Annotated in this window: 10 protein-coding genes; 5 read left to right on the top strand and 5 right to left on the bottom strand. The window is 56.2% G+C overall.

Going from position 1 to position 17,188, the window contains the following annotated elements:
* The first annotated feature begins 152 nt into the window (after positions 1–152).
* The 5 genes from purL (at position 153) to glnB (ending at position 8,491) form a co-directional block, all read left to right on the top strand.
* Complete coding sequence (purL, locus tag M989_RS06380) at positions 153–4,040, top strand: phosphoribosylformylglycinamidine synthase (RefSeq protein WP_064543469.1); 3,888 nt, start codon at positions 153–155, stop codon at positions 4,038–4,040.
* Between the two features lie 568 nt (positions 4,041–4,608).
* Complete coding sequence (qseE, locus tag M989_RS06385; protein WP_064543471.1) at positions 4,609–6,045, top strand: two component system sensor histidine kinase QseE/GlrK; 1,437 nt, start codon at positions 4,609–4,611, stop codon at positions 6,043–6,045.
* Positions 6,046–6,062: 17 nt separating this feature from the next.
* The gene (qseG, locus tag M989_RS06390; protein ID WP_074398746.1) at positions 6,063–6,755 is read left to right on the top strand and encodes a two-component system QseEF-associated lipoprotein QseG; all 693 of its coding nucleotides are present in this window, start codon (positions 6,063–6,065) and stop codon (positions 6,753–6,755) included.
* A complete protein-coding gene (glrR, locus tag M989_RS06395) occupies positions 6,748–8,085 on the top strand; it encodes a two-component system response regulator GlrR (protein WP_064543473.1) in 1,338 nt (445 codons plus the stop codon). Before qseG ends, glrR begins: the two co-directional genes overlap by 8 nt.
* Before the next feature lie 67 nt (positions 8,086–8,152).
* The gene (gene glnB, locus M989_RS06400; RefSeq protein ID WP_002914032.1) at positions 8,153–8,491 is read left to right on the top strand and encodes a nitrogen regulatory protein P-II; all 339 of its coding nucleotides are present in this window, start codon (positions 8,153–8,155) and stop codon (positions 8,489–8,491) included.
* A 140-nt stretch (positions 8,492–8,631) separates the two neighbouring features.
* Here glnB and dtpD read toward each other — a convergent pair whose 3' ends face one another.
* The 5 genes from dtpD to hmpA form a co-directional block, all read right to left on the bottom strand.
* Positions 8,632–10,095, bottom strand: a complete 1,464-nt coding sequence (gene dtpD, locus M989_RS06405) for a dipeptide permease DtpD (protein ID WP_064543475.1) — start codon at positions 10,093–10,095, stop codon at positions 8,632–8,634.
* A gap of 59 nt (positions 10,096–10,154) precedes the next feature.
* On the bottom strand, positions 10,155–12,302 hold the full coding sequence (gene cadA / locus M989_RS06410) for a lysine decarboxylase CadA (protein ID WP_064543670.1): 2,148 nt from the start codon (positions 12,300–12,302) through the stop codon (positions 10,155–10,157).
* A 90-nt stretch (positions 12,303–12,392) separates the two neighbouring features.
* Entirely contained in the window at positions 12,393–13,724 is a 1,332-nt protein-coding gene (gene cadB / locus M989_RS06415) for a cadaverine/lysine antiporter (RefSeq protein WP_064543477.1), read from the bottom strand.
* A 347-nt stretch (positions 13,725–14,071) separates the two neighbouring features.
* On the bottom strand, positions 14,072–15,583 hold the full coding sequence (cadC, locus tag M989_RS06420) for a lysine decarboxylation/transport transcriptional activator CadC (RefSeq protein ID WP_064543480.1): 1,512 nt from the start codon (positions 15,581–15,583) through the stop codon (positions 14,072–14,074).
* 136 nt (positions 15,584–15,719) lie between these two features.
* A complete protein-coding gene (gene hmpA, locus M989_RS06425; RefSeq protein ID WP_064543482.1) occupies positions 15,720–16,910 on the bottom strand; it encodes an NO-inducible flavohemoprotein in 1,191 nt (396 codons plus the stop codon).
* Positions 16,911–17,188 lie beyond the last annotated feature (278 nt).

Here is a 17,188-nt window from a genome sequence, read left to right on the forward strand (position 1 = left end):
GCAACTGATTCGCGATGTGTGTCACACCTATTGATAAAGACGAGAGATGATTTTATTTCGACGCAAACGGTTTCGTCAGGGCGCAGGATTCTCTATAATAGCCGCCGTTCTCCCCCATTGCGCACACTGAAAGCTGAGAAGACGAGAGACTTATGATGGAAATTCTGCGTGGTTCGCCTGCACTGTCTGCATTTCGTATTAACAAACTGCTGACGCGGTTTCAGGCAGCCAACCTCCCGGTAAGCAATATTTACGCCGAGTATGTCCATTTTGCCGACCTGGACGCGCCGCTGACCGAAGACGAGCGGGCCCGACTCGAGCGACTGTTGCAGTATGGCCCGAGCCTGAACAGCCATACCCCTACCGGTAAACTGCTGCTCGTCACTCCCCGTCCTGGCACTATCTCTCCCTGGTCTTCCAAAGCTACTGACATCGCCCACAACTGCGGTCTGCAGCAGGTGCAGCGTCTGGAACGCGGCGTGGCGTACTACGTTGAAGCCGCAAGCCTGACCGAAGCGCAGCTGAACGCCGTGGCGGCAGAACTGCACGACCGCATGATGGAGAGCGTGTTTGCTTCCTTGCAGGATGCGGAAAAACTGTTTGCGCATCACCAGCCTGCGCCGGTCTCCAGCGTCGACCTGCTCGGTGAGGGCCGTCAGGCGCTGATTGACGCCAACGTGCGTCTCGGCCTGGCATTGGCGGAGGATGAAATCGACTATCTGCAGGACGCGTTCAGCAAACTGGGGCGCAACCCGAATGACATCGAGCTGTACATGTTCGCGCAGGCCAACTCCGAACACTGTCGCCACAAAATTTTTAACGCCGACTGGATTATCGACGGTAAACAGCAGCCAAAGTCGCTGTTTAAAATGATTAAAAACACCTTCGAAACCACTCCGGACCACGTGCTGTCTGCCTATAAAGACAACGCCGCGGTGATGGAAGGTTCCGAAGTTGGACGTTACTTCGCCGACCACAAAACCGGTCGCTACGATTTCCATCAGGAACCAGCCCATATCCTGATGAAGGTAGAAACCCATAACCACCCGACTGCCATCTCTCCATGGCCGGGCGCGGCAACCGGATCCGGCGGTGAAATTCGTGATGAAGGCGCCACCGGGCGCGGCGCGAAGCCGAAAGCCGGGCTGGTGGGCTTCTCCGTTTCCAACCTGCGAATTCCGGGCTTCGAACAGCCGTGGGAAGAAGACTTCGGCAAGCCGGAACGTATTGTGACCGCGCTGGATATCATGACCGACGGCCCGCTGGGCGGCGCGGCATTCAACAACGAATTTGGTCGCCCGGCGCTGACCGGCTACTTCCGTACCTACGAAGAGAAGGTTAACAGCCACAACGGCGAAGAGCTGCGCGGCTACCACAAGCCGATCATGCTGGCAGGTGGGATCGGCAACATTCGCGCCGATCACGTGCAGAAAGGCGAGATCGTCGTTGGCGCTAAGCTGATTGTCCTCGGCGGCCCGGCGATGAACATCGGCCTCGGCGGCGGCGCGGCATCCTCTATGGCTTCCGGTCAGTCTGATGCCGATCTCGACTTCGCCTCCGTACAACGCGATAACCCGGAAATGGAACGCCGCTGTCAGGAAGTTATCGACCGCTGCTGGCAGATGGGCGATGCCAACCCGATTCTGTTTATTCACGACGTCGGCGCGGGCGGTCTGTCCAACGCCATGCCGGAGCTGGTAAGCGATGGCGGTCGCGGCGGTAAATTCCAGCTGCGCGATATCCTCAGCGACGAGCCGGGTATGAGCCCGCTGGAAATCTGGTGTAACGAATCTCAGGAACGTTACGTGCTGGCGGTTGCCGCCGACCAGTTGCCGCTGTTTGACGAACTGTGTAAGCGCGAGCGCGCGCCGTATGCGGTGATTGGTGAAGCGACTGAAGAGCAGCATTTAACCCTGAGCGACAGCCATTTTGACAACCAGCCGATCGACATGCCGCTGGATGTGCTGTTAGGTAAAACGCCGAAGATGACGCGCGATGTACAGACGCTGAAAGCGAAGGGCGAAGCGCTGGCGCGCGAGCAGATTACGCTGGCTGACGCGGTCAACCGCGTGCTGCACCTGCCGACCGTCGCTGAGAAAACCTTCCTCGTGACCATCGGCGACCGTACCGTTACCGGTATGGTGGCGCGCGATCAGATGGTGGGACCGTGGCAGATTCCGGTAGCTAACTGTGCGGTCACGACCGCCAGCCTCGACAGCTACTACGGTGAAGCGATGGCAATCGGCGAACGTGCGCCGGTCGCGCTGCTGGACTTCGCTGCCTCCGCTCGTCTGGCGGTAGGGGAAGCGCTGACCAACATCGCCGCCACGCAGATCGGCGATATCAAACATATTAAGCTGTCGGCAAACTGGATGTCCGCCGCGGGTCACCCGGGTGAAGATGCCGGTCTGTACGAAGCGGTGAAAGCCATCGGTGAAGAGATGTGTCCGCAGCTGGGCCTCACCATTCCGGTGGGTAAAGACTCGATGTCGATGAAAACCCGCTGGCAGGAAGGCAACGAACAGCGCGAAATGACTTCGCCGCTGTCGCTGGTGATTTCCGCCTTTGCCCGCGTGGAAGATGTTCGCCACACCATTACGCCGCAGTTGGTCACCGAAGACAACGCCCTGCTGCTGATTGATCTCGGCAAGGGCCACAACGCGCTGGGCGCAACGGCGCTGGCACAGGTTTACCGTCAACTGGGCGATAAGCCGGCCGACGTGCGCGACGTGGCGCAGCTGAAAGGCTTCTACGACGCGATTCAGGCGCTGGTCGCACAGCGTAAGCTGCTGGCCTACCACGACCGTTCTGACGGCGGCCTGCTGGTCACCCTGGCAGAGATGGCCTTTGCCGGTCACTGCGGCGTGGAAGCGGATGTTGCCAGCCTTGGCGACGATCGTCTGGCTGCGCTGTTCAACGAAGAACTGGGGGCGGTGATTCAGGTACGCGCCGCTGACCGTGAGGCGGTGGAAGCGATTCTGGCGGCCAACGGTCTCGCCGATTGCGTGCATTATCTCGGTAAAGCCGTTGAAGGCGACCGCTTCACTCTGACCGCCAACGGTCAGCCGGTGTTCAGCGAAAGCCGTACCACGTTGCGTATGTGGTGGGCAGAGACCACCTGGCAGATGCAGCGTCTGCGCGATAACCCGGAATGTGCCGATCAGGAACATGAAGCGAAAGCCAACGATAACGATCCTGGCCTCAACGTGAAGCTCACCTTCGATATCAATGCGGATGTTGCGGCACCGTATATTGCCACCGGTGCGCGTCCAAAAGTGGCCGTACTGCGCGAGCAGGGCGTGAACTCCCACGTTGAGATGGCGGCCGCCTTCCACCGTGCGGGCTTCGACGCTATCGATGTCCACATGAGCGACCTGCTGGCAGGGCGCACCGGTCTGGCGGACTTCCAGGCGCTGGTGGCCTGTGGCGGTTTCTCCTACGGCGACGTGCTGGGCGCAGGAGAAGGCTGGGCGAAATCGATTCTGTTCAACAGCCGCGTCCGCGATGAGTTTGAAACCTTCTTCCATCGTCCGCAGACGCTGGCGCTGGGCGTGTGTAACGGCTGCCAGATGATGTCGAATCTGCGCGAGCTGATTCCGGGCAGCGATCTGTGGCCGCGCTTTGTGCGTAACCACTCTGACCGTTTTGAAGCACGTTTCAGCCTGGTGGAAGTGACCAGCAGCCCGTCGCTGCTGCTGGCCGGCATGGAAGGTTCCCGCATGCCGATCGCCGTTTCTCATGGTGAAGGTCATGTGGAAGTGCGTGATGGCGCACACCTCGCTGCGCTGGAAAGCAAAGGTCTGGTGGCGCTGCGCTTCGTCGATAACTTCGGGAAAGTCACCGAAGCCTACCCGGCGAACCCGAACGGCTCGCCGAACGGCATTACCTCGGTCACCAACGAAAGCGGCCGCGTCACTATCATGATGCCGCACCCGGAACGTGTGTTCCGTACCGTGGCGAACTCCTGGCACCCGGAAAACTGGGGCGAGGATAGCCCGTGGATGCGTATCTTCCGTAACGCGCGTAAGCAGCTTGGCTAATCCTTCCAGCCCCTCTTCGGAGGGGCTTTTTTTATTCTGCGGTGTCGATAGGGCGAACAACGTGATACCGGTATTGCGCGGGTGTCGGTAAATCCCGACATATCGCCCAGGTCAGTGTCTCCAAATGGAGACGCTTAATTATCTGATTTTTATGTTATTTATTTTTTCTGGAAAAGAGTGTCTCTAATCGGCGACATTGTGAGTGAATGACGCGCAATTCGTTAACTGCGATTTTTTTCATATATTTTCCATATATTTCATTGTGTTAATTTATTGTTTTGAATATTGGCACACATCGTGCATAATGTTAACCAGTGGCTCATTCACCTTCTTATGTCAGCCCCTTCGGGACGTGCTACATAAACTTCGAATGACGCACAACAAGGTGCCTGCCGTCCAGCAACTGATAATAGCGCTGCTTTATCAACCATCGGGCGAAACGTTGAGTTAGGCACCGCCTTATTCCATAACAAAGCCGGGCTTTTGCCCGGCTTTGTTATTTCTGGCCTTTCCCTCGCCGATATCCTCAGTTAGCATTCCGGTACGTTGATTTACTGAGACACCTCCGTTGAAACGCCTCTCTCTTTCGCCCCGATCGCTGCGCCAACTGGTGACGCTGGCCTTTCTGCTGATTCTGCTGCCGCTGCTGGTGCTGGCGTGGCAGGCCTGGCAGAGCCTGAACATACTGAGCGCGCAGGCCGAGCAGACTAACCGCACCACGCTTATCGACGCTCGCCGCAGTGAAGCGATGGCTAATGTCGCGCTGGATATGGAGCGTAGTTACCGCCAGTATTGCGTGCTGGATGACCCTACGCTGGCGAAGGTGTACCAGAATCAACGGAAGCGCTATAGCGATATGCTGGACGCGCACGCTGGCGTGCTGCCTGATGAAACCCTTTACCAGCGTCTGCGCCAGAATCTGCACGACCTGACGCAGCTTCAGTGCACGAACAGCGGCCCGCAGAAAGAGGCGTTGGCCAGGCTGGAAGCATTCTCCAGCGCCAACGCTGAACTGGTGCAGGCCACCCGCACCGTCGTCTTCTCCCGTGGGCAGCAGCTTCAGCAGGCAATTGCCGAGCGCGGCCAGTTCTTTGGCTGGCAGGCGCTGGTGCTGTTCCTGGTAAGTCTGGCGATGGTGCTGCTGTTTACCCGCATGATCATCGGGCCGGTGAAGGGCATTGAGAGTATGATTAACCGCCTGGGGGAAGGGCAATCGCTGGATGGCGAAGTGATGTTCCGTGGCCCGCGCGAGCTGCGATCCGTCGGGCAGCGCATTATCTGGCTGAGCGAGCGTCTGTCGTGGCTGGAATCACAGCGCCATCAGTTTCTGCGTCACCTTTCTCACGAGTTAAAAACGCCGCTTGCCAGCATGCGCGAAGGTACCGAACTGCTGGTCGACCAGGTGGTTGGGCCGCTTACCGCCGAGCAAAAAGAGGTGGTTGCTATTCTGGATAGCAGCAGCCGCAACCTGCAAACCCTGATTGAACAGCTGCTGGACTATAACCGTAAGCTCAGCGAAACTGCCGTACGGATGGAGTATGTCGCGCTGGCGCCGTTGATCGAGATGGTCGTTTCCGCGCACAGCCTGCCCACGCGAGCTAAAATGATGCGCACGCAGGTCGACCTGCAGGCGGCTGGCTGCCTGGCGGAGCCGACGCTATTAATGAATGCACTGGATAATCTCTACTCGAATGCGGTGCACTATGGCACTGAATCCGGTAACATTTATCTCCGAAGCCGTCGGGAAGGGGGGCGAGTTTCTATTGATGTCATCAATACCGGCTCACCTATCCCGGACGCAGAAAAATTAATGATTTTCGAGCCTTTCTTCCAGGGCAGCCACCAGCGCAAAGGCGCGGTGAAAGGGAGCGGTCTGGGGTTAAGCCTGGCGCGCGATTCAGTGCGCAAAATGCACGGCGAACTGCATCTCCTTGACGCTCAGGACGGCAACGTCTGTTTTCGCATCGAGCTTCCGGCCCCTGGGCTTGAAAAAACAACCACCTAAATCAATATCGAGTGACTATGCCCCAACGATTAGCACGTACGGGTCAACGACTACGGCAGTGGCGAGATGGCCTGTTAGGCCTGGCCTGCGTGATGCTCTCCGGATGTAACGCCACGCTTTTACCGCACAATGCGGGCGCCAGCGGCGAGGTCAGCGAGCCGCGACAGCAGGTGGCGGATTATCTGTCGACCAATTGCGATGACATCTGGTCGCTGAATGGCGGTACTGCCGAAAACAATCCACTTTACTGGTTGCGCGGTATGGACTGTGCCGACCGTCTGGCGGCGGCCCGCGCCCGTGCCGAAGCGAACTCTCTGGTAGCCGACAGCTGGCAGGGCGCGTTTAAGCGCGGCATCCTGTTGGCAAACGCCAAAATTGCCCCCGCGGAGCGGCGTCAGCTGGTCAGCGACATTGACGCGCTGAGCCCGCAGATTCCTACCCGCATTCGTCCACTCTACCAGGTATGGCGCGATGGTCAGGCGCTGCAATTGTCATTGTCCGAGGAGCGACTGCGCTATAGCAAACTGCAGGAAACCAGCGATGGTCAGCTGGACGCGCTGCGTCTGCAGCAGCAGCAGCTCCAGGCTGAACTGGATCTCACCACCCGCAAACTGCAAAACCTGACGGATATCGAACGCCAGCTTTCCAGCCGTAAGCCGGGCGCTGATATATCACATCCGGCGGCATCTGATGAGGATAAACATGAGTAACCGTAAACCTGCGCACCTGCTGCTGGTGGATGATGATCCCGGTCTGCTTAAGCTGCTGGGGATGCGCCTGGCTAGCGAAGGCTATCGCGTCGATACGGCGGAAAGCGGTCAGCAGGGGCTTCGCGTGCTGGCGAAAGAGCGTATCGATCTGGTGATTAGCGATCTGCGCATGGACGAAATGGATGGCATGCAGCTGTTCAGCGAAATCCAGAAAGTGCAGCCGGGTATGCCGGTGATTATACTCACGGCGCATGGCTCTATTCCGGATGCGGTTTCCGCCACGCAGCAAGGCGTGTTTAGTTTCTTAACCAAGCCGGTGGATAAAGATGCGCTCTATAAGGCCATCGATGAGGCGTTAGCGCGTTCTTCGCCTGCCAATGATGAGCAGTGGCGGGAAGCCATCGTCACCCGTAGCCCATTGATGCTGCGCCTGCTGGAGCAGGCGCAAATGGTGGCGCAATCGGACGTTAGCGTGCTGATTAACGGCCAGAGCGGTACCGGTAAAGAGATTCTGGCGCAGGCGATTCATAATGCCAGCCCGCGTCACGCAAAGCCGTTTGTGGCGATTAACTGCGGCGCGTTGCCGGAACAGCTACTTGAGTCCGAGCTATTTGGTCACGCTCGCGGTGCCTTTACCGGCGCGGTCAGCAACCGTGAGGGGCTGTTCCAGGCGGCTGAGGGCGGCACGCTGTTTCTCGATGAAATTGGCGATATGCCCGCGCCGCTGCAGGTGAAGCTGCTGCGCGTGCTGCAGGAGCGGAAGGTGCGCCCGCTGGGCAGCAACCGCGACCTGGACATTAACGTGCGGATTATTTCCGCCACCCACCGGGATCTGCCGAAAGCGATGGCGCGCGGCGAATTCCGTGAGGATCTGTTCTACCGCCTGAACGTGGTGAATCTGAAGATTCCGACGCTTGCCGAACGTACCGAAGATATCCCGCTGCTGGCAAACTACCTGCTGCGCCAGGCCGCCGACCGACATAAACCGTTCGTGCGCGCGTTTTCTACCGATGCGATGAAGCGTTTGATGGCGGCCAACTGGCCGGGCAACGTGCGTCAACTGGTGAACGTGATTGAGCAGTGCGTGGCGCTGACCTCTTCGCCGGTGATCAGCGATGCGCTGGTGGAGCAGGCGCTGGAAGGGGAAAACACCGCGCTGCCAACCTTTGTCGAGGCGCGTAATCAGTTTGAACTTAACTACCTGCGCAAGCTGCTGCAAATTACCAAAGGTAACGTTACCCATGCCGCGAGGATGGCGGGCCGCAACCGTACCGAGTTCTATAAATTACTCTCGCGGCATGAACTGGACGCCAACGATTTTAAAGAGTAGCACCGTACATACGAGTGATTTATGATACGGTAAGCAACCGGTTACGCGATAAAACAACAGGAATACCATGAAAAAGATTGATGCGATTATTAAACCCTTCAAACTGGATGACGTCCGTGAAGCGCTGGCGGAAGTGGGCATCACCGGGATGACGGTAACGGAAGTGAAAGGCTTTGGTCGCCAGAAGGGCCACACCGAGCTCTACCGCGGCGCCGAGTACATGGTGGACTTTCTGCCGAAAGTAAAAATTGAAATCGTGGTCACCGACGATATCGTCGATACCTGCGTGGATACCATTATCCGTACCGCGCAGACCGGCAAAATCGGCGACGGCAAAATTTTCGTCTTTGATGTGGCGCGCGTGATTCGTATCCGTACCGGCGAAGAGGACGACGCGGCAATCTAAGCCCGTCCTCATCTGCCTGCGGGGATACGCAGTCGGCGTAGGCCGGATAAGGCGTTTACGCCGCCATCCGGCACATCACGCGGGTCCTGCCGGATGGCGCTTTGCTTATCCGGCCTACAAAGTTTCAGGCGGCCTTTGTATTATTCGTCAGCCTGCGCCAGCGGCGCGCTGGGCGAGCCGAGCAGACGTTTCAAGACGACCAGCACCATCATCAGCGCCACGCAACCCAGCGTCCATTCCCCCATCTGTGAGAAAAAGTGCCCGTAGGCGTCGACAGCCGTTTCGCTGATCTGCGATTCGGTGGTTTTTTGTGCCACCACGCCCGCCAGCCAGTTGGCGACGGAGCCGGTTGCCAGCATGTAGATACCGGTCAGTACGCCAGTGACGCCGGGCAGATTCAAGCGGGTAATTTGCGCCATCGCGACCGGGTCAATAAACAACTCCGCGAACCCCATTAGCGCCAGACCCACGATCATCATTCCCATCGACGCCTGGCCATGGACCTGCGCACCATGTGCGTTCAGCGCCAGCAGCATAAAGCCCGCGGCCATCAACGCCAGGCCAAAGGCGAACTTCAGCCACACCCGCAGCGTCGAGCTAATCCCCCCTTCCGGACGCGCCAGCCAGGCGAGCACGACGCCAGCGAACATCACCGCAATTGCATTCACTGACTGGAATAGCGCGGTGGGCACTTCAATATTCAACCAGTGGCGGTTGACGAAGTGGTCAATAAACAGGCTGATGGAGCTGCCGCCCTGCTGTGCCAGCACCCAGAACAGCGTACCGGTCAGCATCAGCAGAACGATCTGCCCCAGCGCGCGGCGTTGTTGTGGGAAACGCAGCATGATACGCGCCACAATCACCGCGGCGGCGGCACAGACAATGCTCAGCAGATAACCGGACCAGTCATTCTCCAGCAGCAGCGTAAAGAACACGGGGGCGACGCACAGCATCAGCGCCAGCCAGCCCCAGGTCGGCAGCACAAATTTCACCGCGCGCAGCGCCGGGCGATTTACCCCCTGCGTGTGGCGGAAGTGGCGGTGGCCGCTTAAAAACACCAGCAGGCCGATAAACATGCCGACTCCCGCCAGCGCAAAGCCGACGTGCCAGCCGTACCATTGGGCCGCCAGCCCGCAGGCGATCGGCGCGGCGATGGAGCCGATATTTCCGGCGGCATACAGCAGCGAGAAACCGCCGTCGCGGCGATGGTCATCCGGCGCGTAAAGCTCGCCGAGCAGGCAGCTGATATTGGATTTAAACAGGCCATAGCCGCAGATAATTATCGCCAGCGCAACATACAGGCTCCAGGTCGCGTCGGATTCGACGCCGAGCACCACGTGGCCGAGCGTCATCAGTAGCGCACCGGCAATCACCGCCGTGCGGTTGCCGAGCAGGCGGTCGGCGAGCCAGCCGCCCAGAATAGGGGTCACATAGACCAGAGAAGCGTAAGCGCTGAAAAGGTTGATCGCATGGCTGTCGTTAAAGCCGAGCTGGTGGGTGAGATAAAGGATGAGGAGGGCGCGCATGCCGTAAAAGCTGAAGTATTCCCAAATTTGAATCGCCACGATGTAGTAGATCGCGCGCGGTTGTGAGGGTGTTTTCATGTGAACTCCTTGCGGCGTGAAAAAAGGGAAGCGGCATGCCGCTTCCCTCTACTTTTTTATTATTTGTTGTTTGCTGCTTTCAGCACTTTTACGGTGTAACGGCCGTCAGCCTGACGATAAGCGCCATGGATGTCGGTTTCGAAGCCCGGATAGTGCGCGCCGATTTCGCACAGCATCTGCAGGAACTCCAGCACCGGACGGCTCTGCTCGGTGATTTTTTCACCCGGCATCACCAGCGGAACACCCGGAGGATACGGCAGGATCATGTTGGCGTTAACGCGGCCTACCATCTCATCGAGATAAACCTCTTCGGTTTCACCGTGCAGCTCTTTCTGGAAGGCGGCATACGGCGTCATTTCCATTTCCGGCAGTACTTCAAACGCGCGGAACATCAGGTCCGGCAGGTTGTGATGCTCAACCAGTTTATGGATATTCTGCGCCAGTTCCTGAATACGCATGTTTTCATAAAACTCCGGTGCCTCGCGGTACAGCGCCGGCAGGATGTTTTTCACGCGCAGGTTCAGGTCGAACGCGCGTTTGAACTCGGTCAGCGCGCGCAGCAGGCTCAGCGCCTTGGTTTTATCGATCCCGATGCTGAACAGGAACAGCAGGTTGTACGGGCCGGTTTTCTCAACGATGATGCCGCGCTCGTCGAGATACTTCGCCACCAGGCTTGCCGGAATACCGAACTCGTCCATGGTGCCGTCTTTCTTCATCCCCGGGGTCAAAATGGTGACTTTGATCGGGTCGAGGTACATGTGTTCGTTATCGATGTTTTTGAAGCCGTGCCACGGGCTGTCGGAGCGTAGCGGCCAGCATTCCGGGCCATCGATGTGATCCGGCTGCCAGACATCAAAGAACCAGCCTTCAGATTCGCCTTTCAGACGTTTGATCTCTTTACGGAACTTGATCGCGCGTTCGATAGAGCCATTAATCAGGCGCTTACCGGCATTACCTTTCATCATCGCCGCGGCGGTTTCGGTGGAGGCCACGATACCGTAGTGCGGAGAGGTGGTGGTGTGCATCATGTAGGCTTCGTTGAAAGTCTCTTCGTTGACATCACCCTTCACGTGAATCATCGAAGCCTGAGAGAACGCGGCCAGCAGCTTGTGCGTAGACTGGGTTTCATAGATCACTTTGCCTTCTACACGGCCACCGCTCATCCCGCATTTACCGGCATAAATCGGCGAGAAGTTGGTATAAGGCACCCACGCGGAGTCGAAGTGAATGGATTTCACATCCAGCGTTTTCTTGATGTAGTCGGTGTTGTACAGCAGGCCGTCGTAGGTGGAGTTGGTGATAACGGCGTGTACCGGCCAGGTGGCGTTCGGCGTCTCTTTCACGCGTTTGGCAATCGTCGCGTGCTGGAATTCGCTTTGCGGAATCCCACCCAGAATGCCGTAGGCGTTACGGGTCGGGCGGAAGTAGATTGGCGTAATGTCGCTCATCATCATCAGATGGGTTAGCGATTTGTGGCAGTTACGGTCAATCAGTACGGTGCTGCCCGCCGGGGCGGAGTACATGCCGACAATCTTGTTGGCGGTAGAGGTGCCGTTGGTCACCATGTAGCTACGTTCGGCGTTAAAGACGCGGGCGATATACTCTTCCGCTTCTTTGTGCGGGCCGGAGTGGTCAAGCAAAGAACCCAGTTCGGAAACGGAAATCGACACGTCTGACTTCATGGTATTCGGGCCGAAGAAGTCATAGAAGATGCTGCCGACAGGGCTTTTCTGGAAAGCGGTACCGCCCATGTGGCCTGGCGTACAGAAGGTGTATTTGCCTTCGCGAACATATTTGAACAGCGCTTTGGTCAGCGGCGGCAGAATGGTATCGATGTATTCATCGGTATTCTGGCGAATTTTAGCCGCGATATCGGCGGCGGCGCCCAGCGCGTACTCGAAGAAGCGAACCTGCATGCGCAGATCGTTGAGGCTCACGTCGAGGGTGGAGTAGCTGTTAGCGAAAGCGTAAACGGGCATGTACTCGTTCATCGCGCTGATCTCTTCACACAGCTCGAGATTGTATTTATCCCAGTCGAAGATCACGCCGCACAGACGGGCGTTGTTTTCAATCAGCTTCAGCAGGTCTTCGCGGTCATTTGGGTAAACAATCTGGAAGTTCAGGCCTTCCAGGGCGCGGTGAAGCTCACGGATAGGCTCTTCTTTAAAGTAGACGCCCATGTGATTCATGATAGCAATAACGTTCATAGTCATAGTCATGTTTCCAGGTAAAGGAGGCCCTTCCCACCGCGTTAGCGGCAGGGGAGGAAGGGCCTGCAGAAATAGGGGGGTTAGCGGTTAGAGCACTTCAGCCGGTTTGTTGTCGTGGTCGTCATGCTGACGCTGATGCATTTTGCGGCCATAGAACATCAGGATGACCAGGCTGACGATAAAGGTGCCGGACAGCTCGAAGGAGTTGGCACCCATCAGCGCGATAAAGCAGAACGCACAGCCCAGGATGGAGCACACCAGGCTCGCCGAGTTACGAATGTTGAAGCCTTCGAAGCGAATCAGGTCAACGCAGGAGTAGAAGTACGGCAGCATGGTCAGCAGAACCGCAATACCGGTCAGTTCACCGAACAAGTCAGAGGCTTTACCGCCGCTGGAGTTCATGATGGTGATGATAATCATCAGCGCGGTCATTTTGACGGCGGCGAGCAGCAGGCCTTTTTTCGGGATGCCGTTTTTGTCGACTTCGCCGTAAACTTTCGGGAAGTTACCATCGTTAGCGGCACGAACGCCCGCCTGGCCAACCAGCATCATCCAGGAACCCAGAGAAGTCAGGCACGCAAAGGCGGTAAAGGCAGACACCATTGGCGCAGCCCAGCTACCCATGATAGTCGAGGCGCTGACGGCGAACGGTGCGCCGGAAGAGGCCATGACGGAAGCCGGATACATACCGGAGATAACCTGCGTGGCGGCGATGTAGATAACACCGGCAATCGCGGTACCCAGCATAGTGGCGAGCGGCACGGTACGTTTCGGGTTTTTCACCATGCCGGTGCTGACGGCGGCAGATTCCACGCCGACGAAGGCCCACAGGCACAGCAGAATACTTTTGATAACCGCGTGCGGATCGGTGGTTGCCGAGGTGTTCCAGTTAGCCTGATAGGTTGCCATATCAAACCAGTGCCAGCCGATAACGGCGGTGACGACAACCGGGATAAGCACCAGTACCAGACCAATGGTCGTGAGTCGGCTTACCCAGGTCCCACCGAGCATATTCACGAAGGTGAACAGCCAAACGATGGCAATACAGGCGATACCCGCTGGAATTGGGTCGTTTAATACTGGGAAGAAGGTCGATAAATAAGAGACGGCGGTAATCCCGATTGCCAGGTTACCAATCCAGTTGGCATGGTAATAAAGCACGCCGGTCTGGAAACCAAATGCCGGAGATAATTCACCCGCGTAGGCAATTGGGCCACCCTGTTGTGGGTTTTTGGTTGCCAGTCGCGCATAAACATATGCCAGCGACATCGCGCCAATAATAGAAATTACCCAACCCCAAATTGCAATACCACCGATGCTGGCGAGGTTTGCAGGTAATAAGGCAATGCCGCTCCCCATCATATTCCCGGCGACAACGCCGGTGCAGGCAAATAGCCCAATCTTCTTAGCGGAACTCATGTTCGTTTCTCCTGAGCAGTATTTTTAAGTCCGGACCGCGAGGTGAGCTATGGCGAGCGACCCGACCAACTGACGGCAATATTACTGAGCAGGCTAAGAGAAGTCCTAAAGTTAAAGTGAAATAAACACAAACATCGAAAAAATGAGGTGTTTAGCTTTTTGCATTAACATATCAGGATAAAAAGTTTATATCATGGAAAGGTAAATATTGAGTAATTACAAGGTGGTGTGTTTTCTTCTTGCGGGAGGGGGATGTTGCCGCAAGGTAACAATTAAAACCTTGCAACAACATCAATATTACATCTTGCGTGGCCTTATTTAACCATGATAATGATGGCCAACGCCCGCTAAGCGTTTTTAGGCAGGAAGGTTTGCAGATAAGGAACAATTTTCTCTATCGAAGTCTGAAATATTCCGTTCTGAATCCAGTACAGCGTATTATCACCGGGGCGTAAATTAAAAGCGGTGATATAGGCGTCAGCGGCAAGCCGATTCTCACCTTTCATTTCGTAGACTTTTCCCAGCACCACATAATTAAGCCATGACATTTCCAGCTCAATGCTTTTATTAATAGCCTCGTACGCGTTATCAATACTGCCTTTGCCTAACGCATCAATTGCCTGAATACGATATAACACTGCGCTATTTTTCAGTTCCGGCATATTGGCCACGTGTTCTAATTCATGGCTTAACGACACCAGCTGGCTGCTATCAAACGGTTGCTGAGAATGGCGCAAGACATCCACCATCGCTTTCTGGGCATAGCCATAGGCGAAATCGGGCGATAGCTTAATAATACTATCGAGCATGCTGCTCGCCTTGGTTAAAGACGGCGCATCGCCCTGGGAAATTAATAACAGCGCCTGATAGAACTGCGCGAGTGACATCGGATGGGGCATATCCAGATGGGCCAGCATGGTTTGCATCTGTGCCGGCCATGGCTGCGTCAGCGCGGTAGAAAGGCTGTCAAAAAGATCGCGCTGAATAGACACCAGGTTTCCGTCGGTGACGAAATAACGCTTATCAAGCATCTTTGAACTGTCGGCGTTATCCACTAACAGTACCGACATAAAACACTGCTGGGCGCGGTAGTGGCGCTGGTTGACGAAGCTGATGGTCAGCGTTTTCCCTGAACTGCTGGGCTCATTGACGTTGTAGTTGGTTTTATCATGCACCATAAAGGTGGAGTAGGTATTCAGCGAGGTGGTAATCAGCGTTCCCAGCCCAATCGCGTAGGCCTGTTGCGATACCCAGTTATTGCACGATGCGCCCGGCTCAAAGCGTACGTCGATGTCGCGCGGGTTCAGCAACAGGTGCGAGCGGGTGATCTGCGGATGGGGACGAATAACGGTCAGTAACACCATCGCTATTAGCACGCCCAAAGAGAGCAGGAAGGCGATCTGAGTCCAGACGTTGGAATACCAGCGGCGTTCCGCAGTGAGTCGCGGTGCCACAGGGGCGTTTGCCGGAGCATGAGTGACCGTAGGAGCAGGCGAGACGACCGGCGTCTCAGGTGCTTGATTCTCTTCTCTTTCATCAAGCCACGTGACTTCAGCCGTCAGCTGATAGCCGCGTTTGGGTACGGTGATGATGTATTCGATGTGCCCATCGTCGCCGTCACGCAGCGATTTGCGTAGTTCAGAAATGCTCTGGGTGACCACATGACTGGTCACGATGTTACGCATCCAGATGTTATCGATCAGTTCATCACGGCTCAGTACTTGTCCTGGATGTTGGGCAAAGTACATCAGCAGATCGATTAATCGCGGTTCCAGAGTGAGCTGTCGGCCTGCACGGCTGATTTGATTAATAGAAGGCGTGATCAGCCATTCGCCAACGCGTACAACCGGTTGTTGCATATAAATGAATCGCCAAAGGATAAAAAATGGGACAGGAGATTAATCATAACACAACTCGCTGTGCGGTTTTTTGACCTTGCAGAGCGCAGGATGGAGGAGGAAGACGGGCAAAATATGCCCGTCTGGAAAGAAAAGATTACAACACTTTATGCGGTCCGAAGCATTCATAGTGAATACGATCGCTGCTGACGCCCAGCGCCACTAACTGTTTGGCCGCGTGCTGCATAAAGGCCACAGGACCACAGAGGTAGAACTGCATCTGTGGGTTCTGTAGATTCGCGGCCAGTGGTTCCAGCGCCATGAGCCCTTCGCTATCAAACGCGGCGGCCTGACGGTCTGCCTCGGTTGGCGCGCGATACCACAGGTGCGATGTGAAGTGCGGCAGCTCCGCGCCCAGCGCGTTGACTTCATCAGCAAAGGCGTGAACCTCGCCGTTTTCCGCCGCGTGGAACCAGTTCACCTGCGCCGGATGATGATTCTTCGCGAGCGTATCGAGCATCGCCAGCATCGGTGTCTGGCCGACGCCGCCGGAAATCAGGGTCACCGGCGTTTGTGGTTCAACATTGAGGAAGAAGTCGCCTGCCGGCGCGGCCAGATGAACAATATCCCCCTCTTTTGCCACGTTATGCAGCCAGTTTGATACCTGGCCGCCGTTTTCGCGCTTCACCGCAATGCGGTAACCCTTGCCATCTGCCTTGCGGGTCAGTGAATACTGACGAATTTCCTGAAATTCAAAGCCCTCGGGCTTCAGCCATACCGCCAGATACTGGCCCGGTTGGTAATCCGCTACCGGCTGGCCGTCTACGGGTTCCATTTCAAAGCTGGCGATCAGCGCGCTGCGCGGGGTTTTCTTCACGATACGGAAGGCGCGGGTGCCTTCCCAGCCACCGGTTTTGCTGGCGTTGTCCTGATAAATTTCCGCTTCACGATTGATAAACACGCCAGCCAGTACCCCGTAGGCTTTACCCCATGCATCCAGCACTTCCTGGCCCGGACTGAACATTTCGTCCAGCGTCGCCAGCAGATGCGCGCCGACAATATTGTATTGCTCCGGCTTGATCTGGAAGCTGGTGTGCTTCTGGGCGATTTTCTCCACCGCCGGCAGCAGGGCAGGCAGGTTTTCAATATTGCTGGCGTAGGCGGCAATAGCATTGAACAGCGCTTCACGCTGGTCGCCGTTGCGCTGGTTGCTCATATTGAAAATCTCTTTCAGCTCCGGATTATGGGTAAACATCCGGTCGTAAAAGTGGGCGGTGAGCTTCGGGCCGGTCTCTACCAGCAGCGGGATCGTGGCTTTAACGGTGGCGATAGTATGAGCATCAAGCATGGCAGGTCTTCCTTTCGTATTATAAATTGTTGCATGTTAAATGCATCTTATAAAAATAACCCTGCTATGTAAATGGTTCTTTGTAATAATGCGTTGCTGACGTTACAACGTGAATTATTTGCATCACAATCCTGAAAAGAAATCCATTTGCGCCCTGAAGCGCTTTATTGCTCAATCCCTTGTGTGGCTTAAAGGTAAACGTTTGCGTAATTTCGTTTGTCAAGACCTGTTATCACAGAACTAATCAGTTATACTGTGGGCCGTTGTCCAACAGGACT

The sequence above is a fragment of the Kluyvera georgiana ATCC 51603 genome, assembly GCF_001654985.1.
Lineage (GTDB): Bacteria > Pseudomonadota > Gammaproteobacteria > Enterobacterales > Enterobacteriaceae > Kluyvera > Kluyvera georgiana.